Origin of the sequence: Paraburkholderia sp. EG286B (genome assembly GCF_040965655.1) — a bacterium.
GTDB lineage: Bacteria > Pseudomonadota > Gammaproteobacteria > Burkholderiales > Burkholderiaceae > Paraburkholderia.
Window position 1 is genome coordinate 230,047 of the sequence record NZ_JBFRCF010000012.1, and the last position, 25,480, is coordinate 255,526.

The following is a 25,480-nucleotide window of genomic DNA, read 5'->3' on the forward strand; positions in this document are numbered from 1 at the left end:
CCTCAATCAAATCCGTTAATTAGCGTGTTTACCTGCAGCGCAACCTTCACTTCGTCGCGCAAACGCCCGCCGCTGCGTGAGCGAAACATGGCGGCGCGAGGCGTACTGCGGAGTCCCAAAACTCAGTACAGCTTGAAAGATCCGAAGAACTGGTCGATCTGCTCGATCGGCGGCTCGCTGCGCCCGACGATCGCCACCTGGTAGGCCCGCGCGCCCTTGGCGACGAGCCGCGCGTGGATCGTGCGCGCTTCGCCGTTGGCGCCCGCCTTGCCGGCCATGCGCATCTCCACGCCCTCGATGGAGCCGCCCGTCGCAAGCGGCACCGCCACCGCGTGTGCCTCGGCCGGCGCGCCCACGTTGCGCGCGAGGCCCGCGCGCAGGAAGTCGAGCGCCTTTTGCTGCGTCGCGGGCTGCGCGTCGGGCAGATCGAGCGCGCCGACCACGAACACGTCGCCGGCGACTTCGGCCGTCTGCACGCGCATGCGCATCGGTGTGCCGTTCACGTCGATACTGCGCTCGTCCTTGTCGGGCTTGGCCGGCAGATCGATCGTGTAGCCGCTCGCGTCGTTCGAAATCGTGCGCCAGTCGTAAGTGGGCGAGCAGGCGGCCAGCGCGAACGCGGCGGCAAGTACGCCCAGCGCCGCCACGCGGGCCGGAACGAAAGCGCGGATCGGTAGATTCAACGGGAGTCGGGCACGGCGAAGGATGTCCAGGACCATGGGGCGCGGTTCGTCACGGAAGTGAAAGGTGCGCGACATTATCCGTCGGCGCATACCCCGATGTTGTCTCGCAACCGCTATGCCGGGAAATTCGGCGCTACAATATTTGCGCTCAACACCCGCGTCCTTTGGCGCACGAGGCAAGGCTCATGACCGCTGCATCCCCGAATTCCTCGAACAAGCGTTCCGGCGCACTCATGCGCATTGGCGCGGCGGTGGTCGTCGTCGCGATCGCCGTGGCCGGCTACTTCGCGTTCTTCGGCAGCCAGCAGCGCGTGCCCGACGCGACCTTCACGCTGCTGTCCGGCCAGAAGGTCTCCACGCACGACCTAAAGGGCAAGGTCTATCTCGTCAACTTCTGGGCGACGAGCTGCACCACCTGCATGGCGGAAATGCCGAAGATGGTCCAGACCTATAACCGCTTCAAGGGTGAAGGTCTCGAGTTCGTCGCGGTGGCGATGAACTACGACGCGCCGATGTACGTCGCCAATTACGCGCAGACGCGCCAGCTGCCGTTCAAGGTGGCAATGGACGATGGTTCGGCGGCAAAGCAGTTCGGCAACGTCCAGCTCACGCCCACCACCTTCGTGATCGGCCGCGACGGCAAGATCCTCAAGCGCTACGTGGGCGAGCCGCAGTTCGCCGAACTCGACCAGTTGCTGCAGAAGGCGCTGTCGACCTGATACGCGATTCGCGTAGCCAATAAAAAAGCAGCGGATATCCCGCTGCTTTTTTTATGCCTCCTTGTGCCGCTTCACGCCTCGCCGCGCGCCACCAGCCCATAGCGGCGAATCTTCTCGTACAACGTCGCTTTCGCCATCTGCAGCCGCTCGGCGGCCTGGGCGACCGCACCGTTGCTCTGCTGCAGGGCGTCGGCGATCAGCGCGCGCTCGTACTGCTCCACGCGCTCCTTGAGCGGCAACGCGTCGTCCTCGCCGGCCGCCGCGCCGGCCGTCAGATCGTCGGGAATCCCGAGGACCCGCCGGTCCGCCGCATTGCGCAGCTCGCGCACGTTGCCCGGCCAGTCGCGCTGCGCGAGCCGCATGCGGTCGCGCTCGGTGAGCAGCGGCGCGGGACGCTGGTAGCGCACCGCCGCGTCGAGCAGGAAGTGTTCGAAGAGCGGCACGATGTCCTCGCGGCGCTCGGCCAGCGGCGGCAGCGCGATCGTCACGACGTTCAGCCGGTACAGCAGGTCGCGCCGGAAGGTCCCCGCCGCGACGTGCTCGCTCATGTCGCCCTTGGCCGCCGCGACCACGCGCAAGTCGGCGCGCACCGGCTGGTTCGAGCCGAGGCGCTCCAGCACGCCGTCCTGCAGCACGCGCAGCAGCTTCACCTGCAGCGAGAGCGGCATGCTCTCGATCTCGTCGAGAAAGAGCGTGCCGCCGCTCGCGTGCTCGAGCTTGCCGATCCGGCGCTTGGCTGCGCCCGTGAACGCGCCCGCCTCGTAGCCGAACATCTCCGATTCGAACATCGGCTCGGGCAGCGCGCCGCAGTTCACGGCGACGAATGGTTTGTCGTGGCGCGGCGAAAGCTCGTGCAGGCTGCGCGCGATCAGCTCTTTGCCCGCGCCGGTGTCGCCGTTGATGATCACCGAGGCGTCCGTCGGCGCGACGTTCGCGATGAGCTTGCGCACCTGTTCGATCGCCGGGCTCTTGCCGATGATGCGCGGCGCGAGCGTGTCATGCCCCGCCAGTTCGCGGCGCAGCGCGAGGTTTTCGAGCACGAGCAGGCGCCGCTCCAGCGCGCGCCGCACCGTTTCGATGAGGCGCTCGGAGGCGAACGGCTTCTCGATGAAGTCGTAGGCGCCGTCGCGCATGGCCTGCACGGCCATCGAGATATCGCCATGGCCCGTCACGAGGATGATCGGCACCTCGGGGGCGCGCTCGTGGCATTGGGCGAGCAGATCGAGCCCGCTCATGCCCGGCAGGCGGATATCGCTCACCACGACGCCCGCGAAGTCGGCATCGACGAGCGGCAGCGCGCCTTCCGCGTTGGCGAAACCGGCGGCGTCGAAGCCCGCGAGCTGCAGGCTTTGCACGCCCGCGCGGCGCACGAGTTCGTCATCCTCTACGTAGAGCACCCGGCCGGGCGTGGTGTTCACCATGTTCGTTCGTCATCCTGATTCAAAAGCCAGCCACACAACCCAGCGTCACAACCCAGCGTCACAACCCGGCGGCACGCGCCGCGCTCGCGGCATCCGCACGCGCGCGGCGCAACGTCAGCACGAAGCGTGCGCCGCCCTCCGGCACGTTGCTCGCCGTGAGCGAGCCGCCGCAGTCGCGTGCGATCGACGAGGAGATCGCGAGTCCGAGGCCAAGCCCCTGCCCCATTTCCTTCGTCGTGAAAAACGGCTCGAAGAGGCGCGGCAGCACCTCTTCGGGAATGCCCGGCCCATTGTCGCTCACCGCGATGGCGAGCGTCGCGGCGCTCGCCTGCACGTCGATCGCGATGCGCGGCGACGGCAGGCCCGCCACGGCGTCGAGCGCATTGCCGAGCACGTTGATGAGCACCTGCTCGAGCCGCAGGTCGTCGCTCTGCGCGCTCAGGTCCGGGTACCCGGCGTCCACGTCGAGCGGCACGGTCGGCGCGCCGTCTTCCGTCAACGTGAGATCGACGCGCACGCCGTCGAGCCGCTTGCCGAGCAGCGCGAGCGAGTTGCGCAGCGCGCGGGCGACCGGCGCGCGCGCGCTCCTGGGCCGCGCACGTCCGACGAACAGCTTGAGCTGATTGACGATCTTGCCCATGCGCTCGGTGAGCGAGCCGATCGCCTCGAGGTTTTCGGTCGCCGCCGCGTACTGGCCGCGCTCCAGAAACACGCGCGTGTTGTCCGAGAAGCTGCGCAGCGCCGCGAGCGGCTGGTTCAGTTCGTGCGTGATGCCCGCCGCCATCTGGCCGAGTGCGGCGAGCTTGCTCGCCTGGATCAACTCGTCCTGGGTCGCGCGCAGTTCCGCCTCGGCGCGCGTGCGCTCCGCCACCTCGCGCTGCAGGCGCTCGTTGGCCTGCGAGAGATCGGCGGTGCGCTCGGCCACGCGTTCGTTGAGCATCGCGTAGGCCTTTTGCAGCATCGCGCGGCTGCGCATCACTTCCCTCACGCGGGCGCGCCGCATGCGCCAGTAGAAGCCGAACAGGCACAGCGAAACGTAGCCGAAGCCCGTCATGATGGTCGCGTTGCGCGAGGCTTCGAGCACAGGGTCGATCGACGACATGGTGACGAGATGCCAGTCGGGCTCGACGAGCGAGCGGCGCGTTTCCAGGTAGCGCGGCGCGCGGATGCCCGCGCCCATGCGCACGATGTCGGCGCCGCCCTGCAATACGCGTTCGACGCTCGTCGGCAGCGGCGCGATCGGCTCGCTCGCATACTGGCGCGTGGCATCGATCGAGGCCACCACGGCCGGCGGCAGCGGGCGCACCGTGCGGTACTTCCACGCGGGCACCGAGGAGAGAAAGATCACGCCGTGGTCGTCGGTGACGAGCAGCGGCTCCGAGGCATCGGTGCCCGGAAACCATTCGAGATTGAGCTTCACCACGGCCACGCCGACGATCTTGCCGTCGCGCCGCACGGGCTGCGACACGTAGTAGCCCGGATCGTGCGAGATCGTGCCGATGCCGAAGAAGCGCCCCACGCGGCCGTTCATCGCGTCGATGAAATACGGCCGGAAGCGGTAATCCGCGCCCACGAAGCTATCGGGGTCGCGCCAGTTGCTGGCCGCGATGCTCATACCGTCGGCGCGGATGATGTAGGTCGTCGTGGCGCGCGCGTGGCGGTTCACGTCTTCGAGATAGCGGTTGGCGGCGGCCACCCACTCGGGTCGCTGTTCGACCAGCACGTCCTGCACGAGCGGATGCTCGCCGACGATATAGGGCAGTGAATCGTAGCGCTCCAGCGTGCTCTTGAGCGAAGCCGCGGTGCGATCGCCGCGCACGGCGGCGTTGCGGCGCAGCGCGTCGATGCCGGCCTGCCACGTGAGCGCCCACGTCAGCGCGCAGACCGCGACGAGGCCGGCTGCGAGCGCGAAGAGGATGATGAGGCGGCGCGTCACGTGAGCGGCTTCCAGACGGTCGAGGGGATGAGGGAGATTGTGGCACACGGCCGCGCCGGGGCGTCCGGGTCGGACAGCGCGCTTCGGGCCCACCCGGCCAGACTGCCGCCAGGTCAGACGGGAAAACAAAAACGGACGGCGCTCGCGCAGGGGAAACGCTTGCGCCGCCCAGCGGCCATCGCCGCGAAACATCGAGAGAACAGACATCGGCGGGCGGCGCGCCTTGCGGCTTGCGCGCGCCCGCCCAGCGCGGCTTATGCGCCTGCGCTTTCCTTCATTTCTTCGACTTCGCCGGAGAGCACGGCGCGCAGCTTGTTGCGGTCGAGCTCCTTTTCCCATGCCGAGACCACGACCGTCGCCACGCCGTTGCCGACGATGTTGGTCAGCGCACGGCACTCGCTCATGAAGCGGTCGATGCCGAGGATCAGCACCATGCCCGAGAGCGGAATGGTCGGCACCACGGCGAGCGTGGCCGCCAGCGTGATGAAGCCCGCGCCGGTCACGCCGCTCGCGCCCTTCGAGGTGAGCATCGTCACCGCGAGCAGCGTGAGCTGCTGTGTCCACGTGAGGTCGGTGTTGGTCGCCTGGGCGATGAAGAGCACCGCCATCGTCATGTAGATGTTGGTGCCGTCGAGGTTGAACGAGTAGCCGGTCGGCACCACGAGGCCGACGACCGAGCGCGAGCAGCCAAGGCGCTCGAGCTTCTGCATCAGTTGTGGCAGCGCCGATTCCGACGAGCTCGTGCCGAGCACGATCAGCAGCTCTTCCTTGATGTAGGAAACGAAGCGGATGATCGAGAAGCCCGTGAAGCGCGCGATCGCGCCGAGCACGACGAGCACGAACACGATCGACGTGAGGTAGAACGTGCCGATGAGCTTGAGCATCGGGATCAGCGAGCCCACGCCGTACTTGCCGATGGTGAACGCCATCGCACCGAACGCGCCGATCGGTGCGAGCTTCGTGACGATCTTCACGACGCCGAACAGCACGCCCGAGATGCTGTCGATGAACTCGGTCACCACGCGGCCGCGCTCGCCCAGTTGCGTGAGCACGGCGCCGAACAGCAGCGCGATGAGCAGGATCTGGAGGATTTCGCCCTGCGCGAACGCCGAGGTGATCGTGTCCGGAATGATGTGCATCAGGAAGTCGACGCTGCTCTGGCCATGGGCCTTTTCGGCGAAGCTGGCCACGGCCTTGGCGTCGAGCGAATGGACGTCGACGTTGAAGCCCGCACCCGGCTTCAGCACGTGCGTGGCGATCAGGCCGAGCACGAGCGCGAAGGTCGAGACGATTTCGAAGTAGAGCAGCGCCTTGCCGCCCACGCGGCCCACCTTCTTCATGTCCTCCATGCCGGCGATGCCGGTCACGACGGTACAGAAGATGATCGGCCCGATCACCATCTTGATGAGCTTGATGAAGGCGTCGCCGAACGGCTTCATGTCGATGCCGATCGCAGGCCAGTAGTGGCCGAGAATCACGCCGATGACGATCGCCACGATCACCTGGAAATAGAGGACTTTGTGGAGAGGTTTCTTCACGATGGTTCCTGCAAATGAGTTAAGCCAATGGCCGAACGAAGCGAGTTCGGGCCGCGACAGGTCGAAACTGGGGATCAGCGAAACCGGAAGATGGGATCGGACATCGGCTGTCTCCTTGCGACCGGTGTTAGCGCTTTAGCGCTTACTCCGGCCCCATGCATAGCTGCTGTTTTTTTGTCGCGGCCGGGGTGGCCGCGCGTTCTTAATTGCAAGGAGAATGCCAGCTAGCGCAATCGCTCACAGCATTGATTTATAAGGACTTTTATCCAGCGAACAAAGGCGCGAATCTGGTTTTCCAGAATCGCGCCCTTTGGGTGTTTGGATTTCCAGAAAGACGGCAGCCGCCTTAGCCGCGTCCCTTCCACGGCACGAGCCGCTTCTCGAGCGCACGCATGCCCAGATCAAAGCCCCAGGCAATCAGCCCGATCAGCACGATGCCCATCACCACGACGTCGGTGCGCAGGAAGCTCGACGCGTTGAGCACCATCTGGCCCAAGCCCGCCGTGGCGGCGACCATCTCGGCGGCCACGAGCGTGGTCCAGCCGAAGCCGATGGCGATGCGCAGGCCTGTGAGGATCTCCGGCAGGGCGGCCGGCAGCACGACGAAGCGCACGATCTGCGCGAAGCCGCCGCCCAGCGACGCCGCCGCGCGGATCTGCTCGACGCTCGCGCTCTTCGCGCCGGCGCGCGCGGCCATGGCGATGGGCGCGAAACAGGCGAGCCAGATCACGACGATCTTGGCCGTCTCGTCGATGCCGAACCAGATCACCACGAGCGGCAGATAGGCGAGCGGCGGCAGCGGCCGGTAGAACTCGAGCGGCGGATCGAGCAGGCCGCGCGCGACGCGCGACACGCCCATCAGAATGCCGACGGGCACGGCCGTCACCACCGCCAGCAGGAACGCGCCGAATACGCGCAGCGCGCTCCAGAACAGATGCTCGGAGAGCGGCAGGCCGCCCTGGATGCGGCCGTGCAGCGCATCGGTGAAAGCTTGCCAGACGGCTTCGGGCGTCGGCAGGAAGAGCGGCGGCAGCCAGTGCAGGTGCGTCGCGAGCCACCAGAGCAGCGCGAGCGCCGCCACCGAGGCCGCGCTCAGCGCAGCGGTGGGGCCCTCGCCGGGCATGCGCCAGACTTTCGAGCGCGCCGGTTGCGCCTCGCGCGCGGCGGGTGCATCGACGCGGCGTGCCTTCAGCGCGACCTCTCTCAACGATTCGTGCGGCACGCTCATACCGGCTCCTCGTGTGCGTGCGCGCCGGCGTCCGCGTGCAGCAAATCCACCAACCGCTCGCGCCACGCGATGAATTCCGGCGACGACTTCACGGCGCGCGCGTCACGCGTGGCGAGAAACTGGCGCGCGAATGGCACCTCGTACTCGCGCTCGATGCGGCCCGGCCCCGGCGTCATGACGACGATGCGCGTCGCCAGAAAGAGTGCCTCCTCCACGCTGTGCGTGATGAAGAACACCGTCTTCTGCGTGCGCGCCCAGACGTCGAGCACGAGCGTCTGGACCTGCTCGCGCGTCATGGCGTCGAGGGCGCCCATCGGCTCGTCCATCAGCAGGATCTGCGGATCGCTTGCGAGCGCGCGCGCAATGCCCACACGCTGCTGCATGCCGCCCGAGAGCGCATACACGCGTTCACGCGCCTGGCGCTCCAGGCCCACGAGCGCGAGATTCTCGCGCGCGATGCGCTCGCGCTGCGCCTTCGGCACGCGCCGAAAGCGCAAGCCGAGCGCGACGTTATCCAGCACGTCGAGCCACGGCAGGAGCGCGTGCTTCTGGAATACCACGCCGCGCTCCGCGCCCGGCCCCTCCACGCGCGCACCGTTCACGCGCACCTCGCCAAGCGCCGGCTCGATGAAGCCCGCGATGCAGTTGAGCAGCGTGGTCTTGCCACAGCCCGAAGCGCCGAGCGCCACGACGAACTCGCCGCTCGCCACGTCGAGGTTCACGTTGGCGAGCGCGACGTTCGGCGCCGCGTCACGCCGCGCGCCTTCGTAGATGACGGTGAGATCACGGATCGCGAGCGCGCTCATGCGTAGCTCCTTGCGTTCAATGCGCAGCGGCGCGCTGCACGTACTGCGGATCGACGCCTACCGAGTAGTCGGGCAGCACGTTCTGGATCGTGCCCTGCTCCTTGAGGAAGGCGGCCGTGGCGAGCAGCGACTGCGCCGCCCCCGACTGCGCGCCACCGCCCAGCCAAACCTTCGAGGCCTGCTCGGCGGGCGTGGGGAACGCGTAGAGCGCGAGGCTCGCGGGCACTTCGGCGGCATTCGCGCCAGACTCCTTCGCCACGGCGAGCACCTGCGGCGAGGCCGCGTTCCATGCCGTGCGATGCGCGCTGTAATCGGCGTCGGCGGCAGCCAGCACCTTCACGAACTTCGCGACGAAATCGCCGTTGTCCCTGGCAAACTTGCGGTCGACCACGAAGCCGTCGAAGGTCGCCTTGCCCGTGGCCTTCGCTACCTGGCCCGAAGTCACCAGCACCTTGCCGTTCTTCTTCACCTGCGCGAGCACGGGGTCCCAGATGTAAGTCGCGTCGATGTTGCCGCGCTGCCAGGCGGCCGCGACCTCGGGCGGACGCAGGTTGACGATCTTCACGTCGGCGGGATTCACGCCCGCGTTCTGCAGCGCGACGAGCGCGTGAAAGTGCGAGGTCGACACATACGGCACGCCGATCGTCTTGCCCTTCAGACCCGCGATGCTCGTCACGCCCGCACCGTCGCGCGCGACGAGCGCTTCGGCGTCGTTGATGTTGTCGAGAATCCAGAACAGCGAGAGATCCACGCCCTGCGAGAGGCCCGCCGCGATCGGGCTCGAACCGGCCTCGCCGAGCTGCACCGAGCCCGAGGCGAGCGCGCGGATCACGTCGGCGCCGCTCGCGAGCTTGCGGTAGGTGACCTTGTAGCCCGTTTCCTTCTCGACCTCGCCCGTCGCCTGCGCGTAGCGCCACGGCACCACCATGTCCTGATACGCGATCACGACCTCGCGCGTTTCGGCGTGCGCGCGCGGCACGCCAAACGCGCTGGCGAGGCAGGCGGCGGCGAATGCGACGGCGGCGATGTGCGGGCGGCGTGCGAATGCAGGGATGGCGCGAGGGTTCATCGAGAGACTCCGGCGGAACGACGTTCGAGTGAATGAAGGTTCCGACTATAGGGAGTCTGGCGGCGGGCGGTTCTAACTTATCCGCGTTAGCTAATGGCGCTGCTGGAGCATTGCTTTTCGCGTTGAGATGGATGGCGCTGGAATCGATGGGTGTGTCGCGCTGTTCGAGCGCAGCGCGATGCAAAAAAGCAAAAAGCCCGCTTTTCAGCGGGCTTTTCGATTGCGTGCTTGCGAGAAAGCGGGGGATGTTTAAACCACCCCTGCCCCATGCGCCTGCAGATCGGCGTGATAGCTCGAACGCACCATCGCGCCAACGGCCGCGTGCGTGAAGCCCATCTTGTACGCCTCTTCCTCGTACATCTTGAAGGTGTCGGGATGCACGTACGAACGCACCGGCAGGTGGTGCTCCGAAGGCTGAAGATACTGGCCGATCGTCAGCATGTCGACATCGTGCGCGCGCAGGTCGCGCATCACCTGAAGAATTTCCTCTTCGGTTTCGCCGAGGCCCACCATCAGGCCCGACTTCGTCGCGACTTCGGGATGCAGCGCCTTGAAGTCCTTCAGCAGCTTGAGCGAGTGCGCGTAGTCCGAACCCGGGCGCGCTTCCTTGTAGAGGCGCGGCACCGTTTCGAGATTGTGGTTCATCACGTCCGGCGGCGCGGCGTTGAGGATCTGCAGCGCGCGATCCAGACGGCCTCGGAAGTCCGGCGTGAGAATCTCGATGCGCGTTTCGGGCGACTGCTCGCGCACCTGGCGGATGCACTCCACGAAGTGGCCGGCGCCGCCGTCACGCAGGTCGTCGCGGTCCACGCTTGTGATCACGACGTACTTAAGTTTGAGCGCGCCGATGGTGCGCGCGAGGTTGGCCGGTTCGTCCGGATCGAGCGGATCGGGGCGGCCGTGGCCCACGTCGCAGAACGGGCAGCGGCGCGTGCACTTGTCGCCCATGATCATGAACGTCGCGGTGCCCTTGCCGAAGCATTCGCCGATGTTCGGGCAGCTCGCTTCCTCGCACACCGTGTGCAGGTTGTGCTCGCGCAGGATGTTCTTGATTTCGTAGAAGCGCGAGTTGCCCGTGGCCGCCTTCACGCGGATCCACTCGGGCTTCTTGAGCTTCTCGATGGGAATGACCTTGATCGGAATGCGCGAGGTCTTGGCCTGCGCCTTCTGTTTTGCGGTGGCGTCGTAGGCAACGGCGTCGGCGCTCGTGCCAGCGGAGTTTGCGGCGGGGTTCGCGGTTACGTCAGTCATGCTTTCGATCCAGTCAGGCCGCCGGTGCGACGTCAGCCTGCGGTTGCGGCGGTTGCCCGCCTGATATGGCCGCTTCGGCCGGGTCCATCGCGGCCGCGTAAGCGGCCGCTTCCTTTTCAGCCGCGTCTGCGGCCGGGTTCATCACGGCCGCTTCGGCTGAAGGGTCTGTGGCAGCCGCTTCGGCTACCGTCGGAAGTATTGCTGCGTGCGCCGTGAGATGCGCCTCGAGCTGCGCCGCCAGCGTGCCGGCTACGTCGCGCCAGTTTGCCTGAACGCCGAGCGTCGCCATATCGACGGTTTCGAGACCTGCGTATCCACACGGGTTGATCGCGAGAAATGGGCTCAGATCCATCGACACGTTCAGGCTCACGCCGTGATAGCTGCAGCCGTTGCGGATCTTCAGGCCGAGCGCGGCGACCTTGGCGCCCACATGCAAAGCGCTCGCACCGCTGGCGCCTTCTGGCACGTAAATGCCGGGCGCGCCGGGCTTGCGCTCGCCCGCGAGATTATACGCCGCCAGTGTTTCGATCACGGCGTCCTCGATGAGCGTGACGAGCTCGCGCACCATCAGCTTGCGGCGCCGCAGGTCGAGCAGCAGGTAGGCCACCACCTGGCCCGGCCCGTGATACGTGATCTGCCCGCCGCGATCGATCTGTACGAGCGGGATGCCGCTGTTCGCCACGAGCAGGTGCTCGGGCTTGCCGGCCTGGCCGAGCGTGAACACGGGCGGATGCTCGACGAGCCAGATTTCGTCGGGCGTACTGGCGTCACGGGCGGCCGTGAACTCGCGCATGGCGTCGAAGCTTGCTTGATAAGCCTCGTTGCCGCGCCAGCGCACGACGATGGGCGAACTTGCCGTTTGAGACGCGACCGCGGCCGCGCCGGGGTCGGAAGGAATTTGCGAGGGTGAAACCGGGGTGGCGCACATGATTTCGGGAGTTTACCGAATTCGGGACGAGCGCGCCGGGCATGCTGCGGATAACGGCGGCGATGGGTGGGCTCCCTTCGCCGCCGCCTTTGACTTGCTAGCCGTCAGGTCAAACCGTGCGCCAGCCGTCGCCGATGTGAACGCCTGCGCGTTGTGCGGCGCGCGCGGCCAGATCGACCACGCGCTCACCGAGGCGCGCCGGCGCCGCGAAGCCCACCCACGCAGCCGCGCCGCCTTCCGCGCCGATCCACAGGCGCTCGCCGCGCCGCAGCCGCAGCGTGTGGCCGGGCTCGAGCCAGTAGTCGGCGGTGTCGTCGCTGCGCGTGACCCAGACGGTGCCGCACTTGACGGTCAGCCGCGTGCTGCGCGTGACGCGCACCGAGGCCGTTTGGTCGGCCGCCACTTCAAACGTGATATCCGAAGAAATTTCTCTCATTTCCGACTCCGAATGACCTGCTCCGATAGCTACAATCGTAGACACCATAAGGGATCGAGCAAAACGATCAATTTTCACGGCTATGTGAGAAAAAATACGATATGGATCTGCGTCAGCTACCCGCGCTGAATGCGCTCAAGGCCTTCGAAGCCGCCGCCCGCCACGAGAGCTTCTCGCGCGCCGCCGACGAACTCTTCGTCACGCACGGCGCCGTGAGCCACCAGATCCGCGCGCTCGAAGCGGAACTCGGCGTGGCGCTCTTCGCCCGCGACGGCAAACGCGTGCGCGTCACCGACACCGGCCGCCGCTACGCCGGCCAGGTGCGCGACGCGCTCAGCCAGCTCGCGCACGCCACCCAGGAGATCCGCGCCGGCGACCGCGACCGGCGGCTCGTGGTCTCGATGCTGTCGTCGTTCGCGGCGCGCTGGGTCACGCCGCGCATCGGCCGCTTCATCGAGGCGCATCCGCAGTGGGACGTCGAACTGCAATCGACGAATTCGCTCACCGACTTCGCGCGCGACGACGTCGATGTCGCCATCCGCTTCGGCTACGGACACTATCCGGGACTGCACGCCGAGCTGCTGCTCGACGAGATCTTCTTTCCCGCCTGCTCACCCGATTTCAACGGCGGCAAGCTGCCCACCGACCCGTGCGAACTCGCGAAGCTGCCGCTGCTGCGCTCGGACGACGAACTCTGGCGGCCGTGGTTCGACGCCGCGGGCCTCCAGGACCTGCCGGAACCGAAGCGCGGCGTGCTCTACCAGGATTCGTCGAACCTGCTTCAGGCGGCCATGGACGGCCAGGGCATCGCGCTCGTGCGCCGCTCGCTCGCCATGCACGAGATCACGCTCGGGCGCCTCGTGCGCCTTTTCAAGGACATCGACGGTCCGAGCCCGTGGCGCTACTACTTCATCTGCCCGCCGCAACGCATGCAGACCGAGCGCGTGCAGGCGTTTCGCGACTGGGTGTTTGACGAGGTCGCGCGCTTTCGGCGGCTCTACGAGGACGCGTGCGAAGCCGGTCCGCTGATGACGGCGGCCGCCGCGGCGCAACGCGCGCGCGTGGGCGACATGCCCTGACGACCCACTGGGTGGGCGCCGGATGCAAAAAGGGCCGCACGTTGCGGCCCTCTTCATGCGAACGCCTTCTGCTCGCTTACAGCACGATCTTCACCATCGGATGCCCGGTGAGGGCGCGATAGATGTCGTCGAGATGCGCCTGGCTCGTGGCGCGCACCGTCACGGTGAGGCCCGTGTAGTTGCCGCCGCTCGACGGACGCGTCTCGATGGTGGTGGCGTCGAAGCCGCCGTCGAATTCGCGCAGCACCGTCACGATGGTGTCCTGGAATTCCGGATGCGTCTTGCCCATCACCTTGATCGGGAAGTCGCAGGGGAATTCGATCAGCGATTCTTTCGCTGCGGGGTGGTTTGCCTGTTGTGTCACGTTCATTTCTCCACTTCCTGTAGCTCGGCGGCTGATGCGCGCCATGCCTGCGCCTCGCGCTGCTTCGCGCGCTGGTACGCCGCGTGAAGTGCCGCGTAGACCGGGCCCGGCTTGCCGCCGCCTACCGGCTTGCCGTCGAGCGCGACGACCGCCAGCACTTCCTTGGTTGCCGAGGTCACGAGAATCTCGTCCGCCTCGCGCAGCTCGGCTTCGGCGATCTCGCGCGCTTCGAAGCGCACGCCGCATTCCCCGGCCAGCTCCTCGATCAGGCCGTAGCGAATGCCTTCGAGAATGCGGTTGCTGCGCGGCGGCGCAAAGAGCGCGCCGCCCTTCACGATCCACACGTTCGACGACGACGCTTCGGTGAGCCAGCCGTCGCGCAGCTGGATCGTTTCGAACGCGTCGTTTTCCGCCGCGTGCTGCGCCATCAGCACGTTGCCGAGCAGCGAGGTCGACTTGATGTCGCAATTCAGCCAGCGCTTGTCTTCCGCCGTCACACAGCGCACGCCTTGCTCGCGCTGCGCAACGCCCGGCAGCTTGAGCGGATTGACCATTGCGAACACGGTGGGCGTGGCCGCCGCCGGGAAGGCGTGGCCGCGCGGCGCCACGCCGCGCGTCACCTGCACGTAGAAGTTGGCGTGCGCATCGCGCGCGAGCGCGCCCGCCGCTTCGTTCGCCTCGATCAGACGCGCGACGAGTGCGCGCCAGCCCGCTTCGTCGAACGGGTTCGCAATGCCGACCTTCTCGAGCGAGCGCTTCAGACGCGCCAGATGCTGCGCGATGCGAAACGGCACGCGCACCGTGCCTTCATCATCGGCGAGCGCATAGACGGGCACGACTTCGTAAATGCCGTCGCCGAAGATGAAGCCTCGATCGAGCACGGGAATGCGTGCTTCGGCAAGCGGCGTGATCTCGCCGTTGAGCCAGACGAGCGGCTCGCCCGCCTGGGTCGCTGAAGCAGACGTCATGACTTCTTCTTGTTGACCATGAGCATGAGCGAATCCCACACGCGGCCGACGACACCGGCCTGCGGCACGGCTTCGAGCGCGACGAGCGGAACCTGCGCGAGCACCTTGCCGTCCGCGCCCACGAACTTCGCCGAGCCGACTTGCTGGCCGACCGCGAGCGGCGCGATCAGCGGGCCGCTGAGTTCGACCTGCGGCCTGGCCTTGTCGGCGGCGCCCTTGGGCAGCGTGACGAACTGATCCTTCTGCACGCCGACCTTCACGGCGTCGAGCGTGCCCTTGTAGACGCGCGGCGTCGCCACGGCCTGGTTCGCCTGATAGATGCGCGTGGTGTCGTACGCGCTATAGCCGTAGTTCAGCATCTTCAGGCTGTCCTGCACGCGGTCGTGTTCCTTCGGCTCGCCCATCATCACCGAAACGAGACGGCGGGAGGCGCCGCCCGCGATCGGACGCTTGGCCGATGCGATCAGGCAGTAACCCGCAGCTTCGGTGTGGCCGGTCTTCAGACCGTCGACGGTCGGGTCGATCCACAGCAGGCGGTTGCGGTTCGGCTGCTTGATGTTGTTGTACTTGAATTCCTTGACCGAGAAGATTTCGTAGTACTCGGGATAGTCGCGGATCAGGCGCGCGGAGAGCCTGGCGAGGTCGCCGGCCGTCGTGTAGTGATTCGGGTCGGGCATGCCGTTCACGTCGGCGAAATGCGTGTGCGTCATGCCGAGCTTTTGCGCCTCGGCGTTCATCATGTTGGTGAAGTTCGCCTCGCTGCCGCCCACGAGCTCGGCGAGCGCGATGGCCGCGTCGTTGCCCGACTGCACGATCATGCCGTACACGAGGTCATGCACCGAGACCGGCTTGTTCGCTTCGATGAACATGCGCGACTCGTCGTTCTTCACGCGGCGCACGGCTTCGCTCGGCTCGATGATCTGGTCCATCGAGATCTTCTTCGTCTGCAGCGCCTCGAACACGAGGTACGCGGTCATGAGCTTCGTGAGCGATGCGGGCTCGACGCGCTCATCGGCGTTGCCGGAGGCGAGCACCTGGTTCGCCGTTGCATCGACGAGCACCCACGAGCGCGCGTTCACCGCGGGCGGCGGCAGGCCGCCAAGCACCTGGTCTGCAGCCGCGCCGGCAGACACCTGCGCCTGCGGCTGTGCCTGCACTTTCGCGCCGGCGGGTGCGGGCGTGCGGGCAAACGCGCTCGCGCTCACGAGGAGCGTGGCGGGCAGCAGCGCTGCGAGCGTGACATTGCGAACGACGGAGGAAGGAACGAAAGAAGACGGTTGGCCGGAGGAGAGAAAACGCATAGGTTCAGGTCGGGCTGAATTGGGACGGGATGAACGTAGCGCGCCATGCGGCGCACGGTCGGTGAAAGCCGGAATGCGGGTGCCGTGCATGCGCCGGTCGCGGCGCAGCAAGCACAAAATTGGCGAACATTATACGCGTCACGTCGTGGCGAATTTTCGCTAAGTCACACGTTTGCGCATACCTGTCGTGCATTTTTCACGCATTTCGCCGGGCATACGCGTGGTGACGAACGGCTTGCATCGGGCCCCGAAACAGCGGGGCCGACTGCGGGGCCGACTGCGGGGCCAACTGCGGGCCGACGCTTCAGCGCCACGCTTCGACGATGATGCGCTTGAGGATATGTAACTTGCGGTGCAGGAAATGTTCTGCCCCCGGAATCACGACGATCGGCAATTCCTGCGGACGCGCCCATTCGTACACCGAGAGAATCGGCACGGTGTCGTCGAGTTCGCCGTGGATCACGAGCGTGTCGTCGCGCACGGGCGCGACTTCCCAGCGGCTCGCGGCCGTGCCGACGAACACCATGCGCTCGATCGCGCCGCCCGCTTCGAGATAGCGCTTCGCGACGTGCGAGAGCACGAAGGTGCCGAACGAAAAGCCCGCGAGCACGAGCGGCACGTCGGCCTGGCCCGGTTGCGCGCGCATGTAGGCGATGAGTGCGAGCAGATCGTCCTGTTCGCCGATGCCGTTGTCGTGCGTGCCCGCCGTTTCACCCACGCCGCGAAAGTTCGAGCGGTAGGTCGTGTAGCCGAGCTGCACCAGCGTGCGCGCGAGCGTTTGCGCAACCTTGTTGTCCATCGTGCCGCCAAAGAGCGGATGCGGATGCGCGACGAGCGCAATGCCGCGCGGCGTCGTGCCGGCGTCGGGCACGTCGAGCGCGCATTCGATCTTGCCGACGGGACCGTCGATCTGGAATTTTTGTATCTGGGCGTTCATCGTGCGGCAGTCCTTACGGGTACTGTTTGGCCGTGCATTGGGGCAATCAGCGATCGATCTTCAGGCGCTCGACCACCTGGCCGTTCTGCAGATGCGAGACGACGATTTCGTCGATGTCGCTCTCGTCGATATACGTGTACCACGTGCCTTCCGGATACACGACGACGGCCGGGCCCTCCTCGCAGCGGTCGAGACAGCCCGCCTTGTTGATGCGCACCTGGCCCGGGCCCGCGAGGCCCAGCTGTTTCACGCGCTTCTTCGCGTATTCCTGCATGGCCTGGGCGTTGCAATTCGCGCAGCTCGGGCGGTCCGCGCCGGGGTCGCGCTGGTTCAGGCAGAAAAAGACGTGGTACTTGTAGAACGAATCGGTCATGGCGTGAGGCACCGGTGAGTGTCGTGCAGGGAGCGCAGGCTTGCCGAAAGCGTGTGGCCCGCCTTGGCGGCAATAGATTGCGTGGCGCGCGAGCGTGGCAGCGCGGCGATCCGGTCGATTATAACGAGCGCGGCGTGAACGCTCAGGCCAGCGCCGCGCGCCCTCACCGGTCCTGGCGAGCGCGCTTCGCGGCGCGGCGCGCGCGCCGCACGAGCCACGCGCGTTCGAGCGAGAACGCCGTCCACGCGAGCGCGGCCCAGGGCCATGTCCAGGCGAGCCAACGCGCGAGGCCGTTGAAGTGCAGGTAGCGGCCCTGCCGCCAGTCCGCGAGCACGACGTCGAAGTACGGGTTCACGGGCAGCACGTTCACGAACACGAGGGCCACCGCGAGCGCGAGCGTCGCCGCTGCGGCGCGCACGGCGCGCGGCAGGCGCAAGGCGAGCAACGCGAGCAGCGTGCCCCACACGAGGCCCGCGAGCGCCCCCGGCGTCGCCCAGTCGAAGATCAGCCCGCTTTGCGACTGCAGAAAGGTCGCGCCGACCTTGACGACGAGCGTCACCGCGATCAGCGCGATGACGAGCCGCGCGCGCGGCGCCCGCGAGCGCATGGGGAGCGTCGCGAACGCCGCCGCACCGAACAGGTTCAGCGTCGTGACGATCGCTTCCCAGCCGCTATCGGGCAAGCGCGCGGCGAGCATGTCGGGCAGCGAGCGCAGATGCCAGGCGGCGGGCGTCCAGGCGAGCACGGCGTCCTGCATCGAGCCGTCGAGGCGCTGCCAGAGCGCGCGCGCCCACTCGCCCAAGCCGAAGAGGCGCGGCGTAGGGTACATCGTCGCGAACGGCCAAAGCCCCGCGAGCACCATCAGCACGGCCGCGTCGCGCTCGAACCAGCGAAAGCGCAGGCGGCGCAGGAAGCCGCGCTCGAGCAGCGCGCCGGTGGCGGGCGCCGCCACGAGCGCGCCGAGCAAGGCACCGAGCGCATTCGAGGCGAGATCGAGGTTGGACGCAACGCGCGTGGGCAGCCAGGTCTGCACGGCCTCCATGACGCCCGAGAGCAGCGTGCCCGCAATGGCGGCGAGCAGCACCGCGAGCCAGCCGCGCCAGCGCGGCCACGCCGCGAGCACGACGAGCGCGCCGAACGGCATGTAGCCGAGCACGTTGGTGACGATGTCGAACACCGTCCAGTAGCGCGGCCACGGATCGCCGAGATAGGCGAAGGGACTGAGGCCGAGCGAGCGCCAGCCGGTGAACGGATACCACGAGCCGTAGACGATCAGCGCCGTGTAGAGCGCGAGCGCCTGGCGCGAGAGCGTCGAGGCCTGGCTCGGCAGCGACTCGCGCGCGGCGGCTGGCGATGACGCTGATGACGCGGGCGCGGGCGTGTCGCCGCTGGCGATCGCACCGCGTTCGTCGCCAGCGCCCTGGCCGTTGCTCTGGCCACCGCTTTGACCACCCTCGTCGCCGTCCATCCCGCGCCGCCCGCCGTGCGGGGCGCGCAGCCGGAGCCGTCCCGCTTCGATCATGCCGCTATCCCGCCCTTGCCCCCCAATGTCACGCCGCGCATTGTGATCGCGCGACGCCTCTCCATGCCCCTCAAGGCGTGCCCGCGAACGACTGCGTGCTCAGCCACGCGCCCACCTGATTGGCGAAATCGTCGCTGGCCGCCTGCAGCGCACGCACGCCGCCCGCGGCGTCCGGCGTAGGCGCCGGCGCGCGCGTGGCGAACGAGCGCTGCGCCAGCACCCTGCCGCCTTGCATGAGCGTTGCGCGCGCCGCCAGCACGCCCGCGCTTTGCGTCGGGCTCTCGAACACCTGCTCGAACTCGTACAGCTCGACCTTGAGCATCGGCGCCTGCACGGCGTCGCCGCCCGCGAGCACCGTCGCGTGTGCGCCGAGCGACGTGCGCAGGTGTTCCGTGAGCAGGCGCGCCGGCGACATCGTCCAGCGGCTGTTCGCGTAACGCGCCGTGCGCTGCGAGTCGAAATTCATCCGGTAGAGGATGCCGTCGTTATCGAGCGGCGGCGGCGCGCTCACGGCCAGCACCTTCAGGAGCGGCCTGGCACGCGGCGCGCCAGGCGCCCCGGAGGCGGCCTGAGCGCCTGGCGCTTCCTGCGACGATTGCAGCCCGAGGTCGTAGCGAGCCTCGTTGATCGCCGGATTGCTCGCACAGGCGGCGAGCAGCGCGCCGAGCGCGAGCGCCGCCAGCCAGGCTGAGCCGGCGGTTGCGGCGCGTTGCATCGATCGTGGCAGGCGTGATGTGCGTGACATTGCGTTTCCTTCTTTGGCGCGCGGCGCATGCGCCGCGCGAAACTGCATCGAATGGTGCCGCGTCAGGCCGTCGGGCAGCGGCGCGGCCTACTTCGTCCCCGCAGCCGACGGCCACGCAAAGCCCGCCTCGCCGGGCCCCGGCGCCGGCTGCGGCGCGCCGCCGAACAGCACGCTGCGCGGGCTCGTGCTGAAGGCGCCCGCCGCGCGGTCCACGGCGCGCATGGCCGAGCGCACGTCGTCGGTGAGCGAGTCGACGCGCGGCAGCGTGTCGTAGCCCACGCGCGCCGACAGGTCCTGGATCGAAACGTCGATCGAGGTGAGCGCCGCGCCCGCCTGGGCCGCCGCCGTGCCGGCCTTGTTCAGGTTGGTCTGGAACGGGCCGTCCGGGCGGTTCATGCTCGTGATCAGCGTGTTGGTCGACTGCAGCGTGTGCTGCAGTTCCGCCACCGCGCCCGGCAACTGCTTCGTGGCGGGCTGGAGTTGCCCGGCGAGCACGTTCACGCTGCTCGCGGCCTGCTGCAGGCTGTTCACGGCCTGCATCACCTGCTTGCGGTTGTCCTCGGAGAGCATTTGGTCGATGTCGCCGGCAATGTTGTCGAGCTTGCGCAGGAGCGCGTCGCCGCGGCGCTGGAGCTGGTCGAGCAAGCCCGGGCGCAGCGGCAGCTCGGCCACGCGCGCTGGCGAAGAATGCAGCGGCGAGAGGTCCACGCCGTTGTCGTCGAGCTGCACGAACGCAATGCCCGTCACGCCCTGCAGCGCGAGCGAGCCGAAGGTGGAGCGCGTCATCGGCGCCTTCTGGTCGACGAGAATGCGAATGCGGATCTGGCCCGGATGCTGGGTATCGAACTTGATCGACTGCACCTTGCCCACGTCGATCCCGCGAAACCGCACCGCCGCGTCCGGATAGAGGCCCGTCACGCTCGAGCGCGAGATGAGGTCGTACGGCACGCGCACGGACCGATCGGCGCTGAAGAAGACGACGACAAGCGCGATCACGATCAGCAGCCCTATCGTGAACATGCCCGCCCAGAACGCATGCGGTTTGTTTTCCATCGTCAGATTCCTTCTTTGGCGGCTGCGGCGCGCCGGTTGAGCCGGTCAGGCCGGATAGAGGCGAGCGCGGGCCCTACCACGGCTTGTACCCCACGGCTGCGGGGGCGAGCGCCGCCGGCGGCAGCTTTGCGCGCCGCTCGGGCGGCAGCGCCTGGAGCGCGCGGCGACCGCGCATGCCCAGAAAGTACTCGCGGATGAACGGATGATCGACGCTCGCCGCCTCCTCCACGGGCGCCGCCACGAGCACCCGGCGCTCGGCGAGCACGGCCACGCGCGTGGACAGCGCGACCATGGCGTCGAGGTCGTGCGTGACGAGCACCACGGTGAGCCCCAACGCCCGGTGCAGCGTGCTGATGAGCTCCACCACTTCGTCGGAGGAGCGCGGGTCGAGCCCGGCCGTGGGCTCGTCGAGAAAGAGCAGCTCCGGCTCCAGCACGATCGCGCGCGCGAGACCCACGCGCTTGATCATGCCGCCCGACAGCGCGGCCGGCATTTTCGAGGCGTGCTTGCACGGCAGCCCGACCATTTCGAGCTTGAGCATCACGATGTCGCGCAGCAGGGCGGCCGGCACCTTGCCGAGTTCGCGCACCGGCTGGGCGATGTTGTCGAACACCGTGAGCGACGAGAACAGCGCGCCCTGCTGGAACAGCATGCCGGTGCGCGTGCGCATGAGGCGGGCACGCTCGGCGTCGATGGTCGTGATGTTCTCGCCGAACATCTTGATGGTGCCCGAGGTCGGCTTCTCGAGCCCGAGAATCTGGCGCACGAGCGTGGTCTTGCCCGAGCCCGAGCCGCCCACCAGCGTGACGATCTCGCCACGGCGAATTTCGAGGTTCAGATGCTGATGGACGACGTTGCGCCCGTAGCGCTTCGAGAGGTTGTGGACCTCGATCACCGGCTCGCCGATGGTCGGCAGCGGCAGATCCTGCGCGACCTCCTTGAGCGGCGTGGTGATCGTGCCGGTCGTTTTCGTCTCGATCGTCGTAACCGTCGTGCCAGTCGTGCTCATGAAAGCCCCACGTTCTGGAACAGGATCGCGAACACGGCGTCGGCGAGGATCACGATCGTGATCGACGTGACGACCGACGTGGTCGTGCCCTCGCCCAAGCTCTGCGAATTCGCCTTGATGCGAAAGCCGAAGTGACAGCCCACGATCGCCACCAGCATGCCGAACGCCACTCCTTTGCCGAGGCCGATCCACAGATTGGCGATCGGCACGACGCTGGGCATCGAGCGCATGAACCACGAAATGTCGATGCCCAGCACGATCTTCGCCGCGATCGCGCCGCCTAGCAACGCAATGATGTCGGTCCAGATCACGAGCAGCGGCATCGCGATGCCGAGCGCGATCACCCGCGGCAGGATCAGGCGCAGGCCGTGCGAGATGCCCATCACGCGCATGGCGTCGAGTTCCTCGGTCACGCGCATCACGCCGATCTGCGCCGTAATGGCCGAGCCCGAGCGTCCCGCCACGAGAATCGCCGAGAGCACGGGCCCGAGCTCGCGGATCACGGCGAGGCCGAGGATATTGACGATGAACTGGTTCGCGCCGAACAGGCGCAATTGCTGCGCCGAGAGGTACGACAGCACGATGCCGATCAGAAACGCGACGAGCGCCGTGATCGGCAGCGCGCGCGCGCCGGCGTTGTAGATGTTCGCCGAAATCTCGATCCACGGCGTGACCCTGGGCTTGCGCACCACGAGCAGCAGATCGAGGATCACGCGGCCGAACATGGCGATGCCGCCGTACAGGTGGTCGAAGAACGAGAAAATCGCGAGCCCGAGCTGGGTGACCGGATCGATGCGCACGATGCGCTCCGCCGGCTCGCGCACGGAGTCGAGCAGCGCGATGCGCTCGAAGATGTCGCGCTGCGTTTGCGTGAGGTCGACGAGGTCGGTGGGCAGCTTGTGGCCCCAGACGCGCCAGAGCGCCTGGCCGCCTACGTGGTCCATGCGCTCCACGCCCGAGAGGTCCCATTCGCCGATGCGCTCTTCGGCGAGCGCACGCAGACGGCGCGCGGCGCCGCCCTGATCGCGGTCGCGCGCGAGCGCGAGCGCTGTCCACTGGCCAGACAGGCGCACGGTCTTTCCGTGGGTGCCGGCCGAGACTTCAAGGCCGGGCGGCGTGTCTTGATTCAAGGGTAAGCACTCGACGGACGGGGTGAGCAAACATTGTAGCGAACGCGCCCCGTTTCGTCGGTCCGAAAGCGCACGGTTGGCTTTCAGACACGAGGCGAACTGTGGGCAACCCTCTGGATAACTTGTGGACTGCCTGTGGGCGGCCTGTGAATTGCCCAAAGATTAGGCAAATTGCGCGGAAATCGGCGTGGTGATTGTCAGCTTCCGATCCCTTCGGGCACCTTCGACCCTGTGGACGATTCCGTGGATAACCTGTGGGCCGCCTGTGGGTGGCATGTGGATTGCCCACATTTCGGGTCGAAACCAGCGTGGCGGGCTGCTACCCGCGCCCCAGCCACTACAATATGAGACATGAACGCGACGCCCCCCACCCCCGAGACTCCGAGCGCCGGCGACTGGCGCATCGACCGCAACCGCGCGATCACGTTGTTCGGCCCGGCCGCACACGACTGGCCCATCGAGATCGTCGAGGAAACCGGCTCGACCAACGCCGACCTCATGGCGCGCCTGAAGGCGCTGCCGCAACAGCGCGACGCGCTCGCCCGCCCGATCGTGCGCGTGGCCTATCTGCAGACGGCCGGCCGGGGCCGGCGCGGCCGCACCTGGGTCGCGCAGCCCGGCGACGCGCTGCTGTTCTCGATCGGCTGCGTGCTGCCGCGCCCCATCGAAGGGCTCGCGGGCTTGAGCCTCGCCGTCGGCTCGGCGCTGGTGGACGGCCTGCGTACGCTGCCCGTGACCGCGCCCGGACAAATCGCGCTCAAATGGCCCAACGACGTGCTGCTCGAAGGCGACAAGCTGGTGGGCATCCTCGTGGAGACCGCCTGGACCACCGCCGACGCCACGGCGGTCGTGATCGGCATCGGTACGAACGTGCGCGGCGAAGATGCGCTCGCCGCCAGCGTCGAGGCGCTCAACGCCGCGGGCGGCAGCGCGGCGGTCGTGCCCGGCACGACGCCCACGGCGCTGTCGCGCGCGTGGCCGAACGCCAACCTCACCGACACGCTCGCCGCCGAACTCAACGCGCTCGAAGCCGCGCTGCAACGCTTCGGCGCGGCGGGCTTTGCGCCCTTCCAGGCGCGCTGGAATGCGTGCCACGCGTACGCAGGCCGCGAGGTCGCCATCTACGAGCAAGGCAAGGAGCTGCTGCGCGGCACGGCGGCCGGCGTGGACGAGCGCGGCCAGTTGCTCCTCGATACGCCGGGCGGGCGCGAGACCGTCACGGCCGGCGACGTGTCGCTGCGGCTCGCGGACAGCGGTGCATGAGCCGCGGCCCCTTCCTCCTGATCGACGCAGGCAACAGCCGGATCAAATGGGCGCTCGTCGCGCCAGACGGGTCGCGCCTGCACGCGGGAACGATGGATCATGTGCGCGACGACGATGCGCAATCCACCAAGGCCGCACGCCAAACCGGAAGCGAAGACTGGGCGACGCTGCCCCGGCCCGCCGGCGCGTGGATCTCGAACGTCGCGGGCGCGGCAGTCGGCGAACGCCTCGGCGCGCTGGTGGAGGCGCACTGGCCCGGCCTCTCGCGCACCGTGGTGCGGGCCTGCGCGCAGCAGTGCGGCGTGACGAACAGCTATGCCACGCCCGACGCGCTCGGCAGCGACCGCTGGGCCGGCATGATCGGCGCGCACGCCGCGTATCCGGACGAGCCGCTCCTGATCGCGACATTCGGCACGGCCACCACGCTCGAAGCGCTGCGCGCCGACGGCACGTTCGTCGGCGGCATGATCGCGCCCGGTTTCACGCTCATGATGCGCTCGCTCGGCGAGCACACCGCGCAACTGCCCGTGGTCGCCGGCGGCATGGCGAATGCTGCTCACCCCGGCATCGCCTTCGCCACCGACACGCGAAGCTCGATCTCGGCGGGCTGTGCGCTCGCGCAGGCCGCGCTCATCGAGCGCGCCTGGGCCGATCTGCAGGATGCGTGGAGGATGCCGGTGCGGCTCGTGGTGAGCGGCGGCGCGGCGGCCGAAGTGACAGCGGCGCTCAAGGTGCCGCATACTCGCCACGATGCACTGGTGCTGTCGGGCCTCGCGCTCATCGCGGCGCAGTCCTGAGACGCGCGCGGCCCACGCGCCGCCCACATCTGGCCCTGAACCTGAACGAACGATTTCGAAGGAGCTTCACACGATGCTGCGCTGGCTGATCGCCATTCTGATTCTCGCCAACGGGCTGGCCTTTGCCGCCATTGGCGGCGTGTTCGGCCCGACGCCCTCGTCGGGTACGCGCGAAACCCAGCACCTGAACCGGCAGATCCACCCCGAGCGGCTGGTTGTGAAGGCAATCCGGCCCTCCGAGTCGGCCGACGTGCCGACCGTCGGCGGCCCGGTGGCGGATCCGTCGGTGCAGGCGTCGACCCTCACGCAGTAAGCCACGCTTCAAACGCAACCGGCCGCAGGCTGGGCACGCCCAAACCTTGGGCGGCCCGGCCTGCGGCCGGTTTTGCATCGTCCGCCGCACGGTGCGGACGGTCGTCAGAACTTACTTCGATCCTTCCTGCGCGCGCACTTTCTGCAGCAGCTTCGTCGTGGAGCGGTCGTGCTCGAAAGCGATCGCGAGCGCCCGGCCGCCCCAGCCGCGCACCAGCGCCGACTCGGGCAGCGCGTCCATGTCGTAGTCGCCGCCCTTCACGAGAATATCGGGGCGCAAGGCCCCGATCAGCTCGACGGGCGTCTGCTCGCCGAACTGCACGACCCAGTCCACGCTCTCCAGCGCCGCCAGCAGCGCCATGCGGTCGTTCTCGTTGTTGATGGGGCGGTCGTCGCCCTTGCCGAGCATCTTCACCGAAGCGTCGCTGTTCACGCCGACGATCAGCGTGGCGCCCAGCGCCTTCGCATCGGCGAGATAGGTGACGTGTCCGCGGTGCAGGATGTCGAAGACGCCATTGGTGAACACCACCGGGCCGGGCAGCGAGGCGCGCAGTTGCGCGAGCGCCTCGCGGGTCATGATCTTGCGTTCGAAGGAAGCGGGCATGGAATGAG

The 25,480-nt window shown here is 67.8% G+C and carries 26 protein-coding genes; 5 read left to right on the forward strand and 21 right to left on the reverse strand.

The window, feature by feature from the left end:
- Positions 1–122: 122 nt before the first annotated feature.
- Positions 123–683 carry a hypothetical protein gene (locus AB4Y42_RS25940; protein ID WP_368695746.1) on the reverse strand — a complete coding sequence of 187 codons (561 nt, stop codon included), beginning with the start codon at positions 681–683 and terminating at the stop codon, positions 123–125.
- 185 nt (positions 684–868) lie between these two features.
- Between AB4Y42_RS25940 and AB4Y42_RS25945 the strand changes: the two genes are divergently transcribed.
- On the forward strand, positions 869–1,402 hold the full coding sequence (locus tag AB4Y42_RS25945) for a TlpA disulfide reductase family protein (RefSeq protein WP_368695747.1): 534 nt from the start codon (positions 869–871) through the stop codon (positions 1,400–1,402).
- 71 nt (positions 1,403–1,473) lie between these two features.
- On the opposite strand, the gene AB4Y42_RS25950 is transcribed toward AB4Y42_RS25945, so the two are convergent.
- The 9 genes from AB4Y42_RS25950 to AB4Y42_RS25990 all read right to left on the reverse strand — a co-directional run bounded on the left by AB4Y42_RS25950 (position 1,474) and on the right by AB4Y42_RS25990 (position 12,015).
- Positions 1,474–2,823 carry a sigma-54-dependent transcriptional regulator gene (locus AB4Y42_RS25950; RefSeq protein ID WP_368692531.1) on the reverse strand — a complete coding sequence of 450 codons (1,350 nt, stop codon included), beginning with the start codon at positions 2,821–2,823 and terminating at the stop codon, positions 1,474–1,476.
- A gap of 58 nt (positions 2,824–2,881) precedes the next feature.
- On the reverse strand, positions 2,882–4,966 hold the full coding sequence (locus AB4Y42_RS25955) for an ATP-binding protein (protein ID WP_368695748.1): 2,085 nt from the start codon (positions 4,964–4,966) through the stop codon (positions 2,882–2,884).
- A gap of 47 nt (positions 4,967–5,013) precedes the next feature.
- Positions 5,014–6,300, reverse strand: coding sequence for a dicarboxylate/amino acid:cation symporter (locus AB4Y42_RS25960; RefSeq protein WP_165822738.1), 1,287 nt, complete (start codon positions 6,298–6,300; stop codon positions 5,014–5,016).
- A gap of 343 nt (positions 6,301–6,643) precedes the next feature.
- Complete coding sequence (locus AB4Y42_RS25965) at positions 6,644–7,525, reverse strand: ABC transporter permease subunit (protein ID WP_368695749.1); 882 nt, start codon at positions 7,523–7,525, stop codon at positions 6,644–6,646.
- Positions 7,522–8,331 carry a taurine ABC transporter ATP-binding protein gene (locus tag AB4Y42_RS25970; RefSeq protein WP_368695750.1) on the reverse strand — a complete coding sequence of 270 codons (810 nt, stop codon included), beginning with the start codon at positions 8,329–8,331 and terminating at the stop codon, positions 7,522–7,524. The genes AB4Y42_RS25965 and AB4Y42_RS25970 overlap by 4 nt, the downstream gene beginning before the upstream one ends.
- A gap of 16 nt (positions 8,332–8,347) precedes the next feature.
- Complete coding sequence (gene tauA / locus AB4Y42_RS25975; protein ID WP_368695751.1) at positions 8,348–9,400, reverse strand: taurine ABC transporter substrate-binding protein; 1,053 nt, start codon at positions 9,398–9,400, stop codon at positions 8,348–8,350.
- A 249-nt stretch (positions 9,401–9,649) separates the two neighbouring features.
- Positions 9,650–10,651 (reverse strand): lipoyl synthase, encoded by a 1,002-nt coding sequence (gene lipA, locus AB4Y42_RS25980; protein ID WP_342949553.1) that lies wholly within the window; start codon positions 10,649–10,651, stop codon positions 9,650–9,652.
- 13 nt (positions 10,652–10,664) lie between these two features.
- The gene (gene lipB / locus AB4Y42_RS25985; RefSeq protein WP_368695752.1) at positions 10,665–11,579 is read right to left on the reverse strand and encodes a lipoyl(octanoyl) transferase LipB; all 915 of its coding nucleotides are present in this window, start codon (positions 11,577–11,579) and stop codon (positions 10,665–10,667) included.
- A 109-nt stretch (positions 11,580–11,688) separates the two neighbouring features.
- Positions 11,689–12,015 carry a DUF2917 domain-containing protein gene (locus tag AB4Y42_RS25990; RefSeq protein WP_368692525.1) on the reverse strand — a complete coding sequence of 109 codons (327 nt, stop codon included), beginning with the start codon at positions 12,013–12,015 and terminating at the stop codon, positions 11,689–11,691.
- Positions 12,016–12,116: 101 nt separating this feature from the next.
- Here AB4Y42_RS25990 and AB4Y42_RS25995 point away from each other — a divergent pair, with 101 nt between their 5' ends.
- Positions 12,117–13,094: a transcriptional regulator GcvA gene (locus AB4Y42_RS25995; RefSeq protein WP_368692524.1), complete on the forward strand. Its 978-nt coding sequence runs from the start codon at positions 12,117–12,119 to the stop codon at positions 13,092–13,094.
- 76 nt (positions 13,095–13,170) lie between these two features.
- Here the strand turns inward: AB4Y42_RS25995 and AB4Y42_RS26000 are convergent, their stop codons facing one another.
- The 10 genes from AB4Y42_RS26000 to AB4Y42_RS26045 all read right to left on the reverse strand — a co-directional run bounded on the left by AB4Y42_RS26000 (position 13,171) and on the right by AB4Y42_RS26045 (position 22,496).
- On the reverse strand, positions 13,171–13,464 hold the full coding sequence (locus AB4Y42_RS26000; protein ID WP_368692523.1) for a DUF493 family protein: 294 nt from the start codon (positions 13,462–13,464) through the stop codon (positions 13,171–13,173).
- A complete protein-coding gene (locus tag AB4Y42_RS26005) occupies positions 13,461–14,426 on the reverse strand; it encodes a D-amino acid aminotransferase (RefSeq protein WP_368695753.1) in 966 nt (321 codons plus the stop codon). Before AB4Y42_RS26005 ends, AB4Y42_RS26000 begins: the two co-directional genes overlap by 4 nt.
- Positions 14,423–15,727, reverse strand: coding sequence for a D-alanyl-D-alanine carboxypeptidase family protein (locus AB4Y42_RS26010; protein ID WP_368695754.1), 1,305 nt, complete (start codon positions 15,725–15,727; stop codon positions 14,423–14,425). Before AB4Y42_RS26010 ends, AB4Y42_RS26005 begins: the two co-directional genes overlap by 4 nt.
- A gap of 304 nt (positions 15,728–16,031) precedes the next feature.
- Entirely contained in the window at positions 16,032–16,664 is a 633-nt protein-coding gene (locus tag AB4Y42_RS26015; protein ID WP_368695755.1) for an alpha/beta hydrolase, read from the reverse strand.
- A gap of 46 nt (positions 16,665–16,710) precedes the next feature.
- Complete coding sequence (locus AB4Y42_RS26020) at positions 16,711–17,037, reverse strand: ferredoxin (RefSeq protein WP_069265095.1); 327 nt, start codon at positions 17,035–17,037, stop codon at positions 16,711–16,713.
- A 163-nt stretch (positions 17,038–17,200) separates the two neighbouring features.
- Entirely contained in the window at positions 17,201–18,559 is a 1,359-nt protein-coding gene (locus tag AB4Y42_RS26025; protein WP_368695756.1) for a VanZ family protein, read from the reverse strand.
- A 70-nt stretch (positions 18,560–18,629) separates the two neighbouring features.
- Positions 18,630–19,304, reverse strand: coding sequence for an ABC-type transport auxiliary lipoprotein family protein (locus tag AB4Y42_RS26030; RefSeq protein WP_368695757.1), 675 nt, complete (start codon positions 19,302–19,304; stop codon positions 18,630–18,632).
- 87 nt (positions 19,305–19,391) lie between these two features.
- On the reverse strand, positions 19,392–20,357 hold the full coding sequence (locus AB4Y42_RS26035) for an MlaD family protein (RefSeq protein ID WP_368692517.1): 966 nt from the start codon (positions 20,355–20,357) through the stop codon (positions 19,392–19,394).
- A 73-nt stretch (positions 20,358–20,430) separates the two neighbouring features.
- Entirely contained in the window at positions 20,431–21,366 is a 936-nt protein-coding gene (locus AB4Y42_RS26040; protein WP_324155968.1) for an ATP-binding cassette domain-containing protein, read from the reverse strand.
- Positions 21,363–22,496 (reverse strand): MlaE family ABC transporter permease, encoded by a 1,134-nt coding sequence (locus AB4Y42_RS26045; protein ID WP_368695758.1) that lies wholly within the window; start codon positions 22,494–22,496, stop codon positions 21,363–21,365. The genes AB4Y42_RS26040 and AB4Y42_RS26045 overlap by 4 nt, the downstream gene beginning before the upstream one ends.
- A 351-nt stretch (positions 22,497–22,847) precedes the next feature.
- Here AB4Y42_RS26045 and AB4Y42_RS26050 point away from each other — a divergent pair, with 351 nt between their 5' ends.
- The 3 genes from AB4Y42_RS26050 to AB4Y42_RS26060 all read left to right on the forward strand — a co-directional run bounded on the left by AB4Y42_RS26050 (position 22,848) and on the right by AB4Y42_RS26060 (position 24,869).
- Positions 22,848–23,759, forward strand: coding sequence for a biotin--[acetyl-CoA-carboxylase] ligase (locus AB4Y42_RS26050; protein ID WP_368692515.1), 912 nt, complete (start codon positions 22,848–22,850; stop codon positions 23,757–23,759).
- The gene (locus AB4Y42_RS26055) at positions 23,756–24,556 is read left to right on the forward strand and encodes a type III pantothenate kinase (protein WP_368692514.1); all 801 of its coding nucleotides are present in this window, start codon (positions 23,756–23,758) and stop codon (positions 24,554–24,556) included. The genes AB4Y42_RS26050 and AB4Y42_RS26055 overlap by 4 nt, the downstream gene beginning before the upstream one ends.
- Before the next feature lie 73 nt (positions 24,557–24,629).
- Positions 24,630–24,869: a hypothetical protein gene (locus AB4Y42_RS26060; RefSeq protein ID WP_133185352.1), complete on the forward strand. Its 240-nt coding sequence runs from the start codon at positions 24,630–24,632 to the stop codon at positions 24,867–24,869.
- 111 nt (positions 24,870–24,980) lie between these two features.
- On the opposite strand, the gene rfaE2 is transcribed toward AB4Y42_RS26060, so the two are convergent.
- Positions 24,981–25,472 carry a D-glycero-beta-D-manno-heptose 1-phosphate adenylyltransferase gene (rfaE2, locus tag AB4Y42_RS26065; RefSeq protein WP_368692513.1) on the reverse strand — a complete coding sequence of 164 codons (492 nt, stop codon included), beginning with the start codon at positions 25,470–25,472 and terminating at the stop codon, positions 24,981–24,983.
- Positions 25,473–25,480 lie beyond the last annotated feature (8 nt).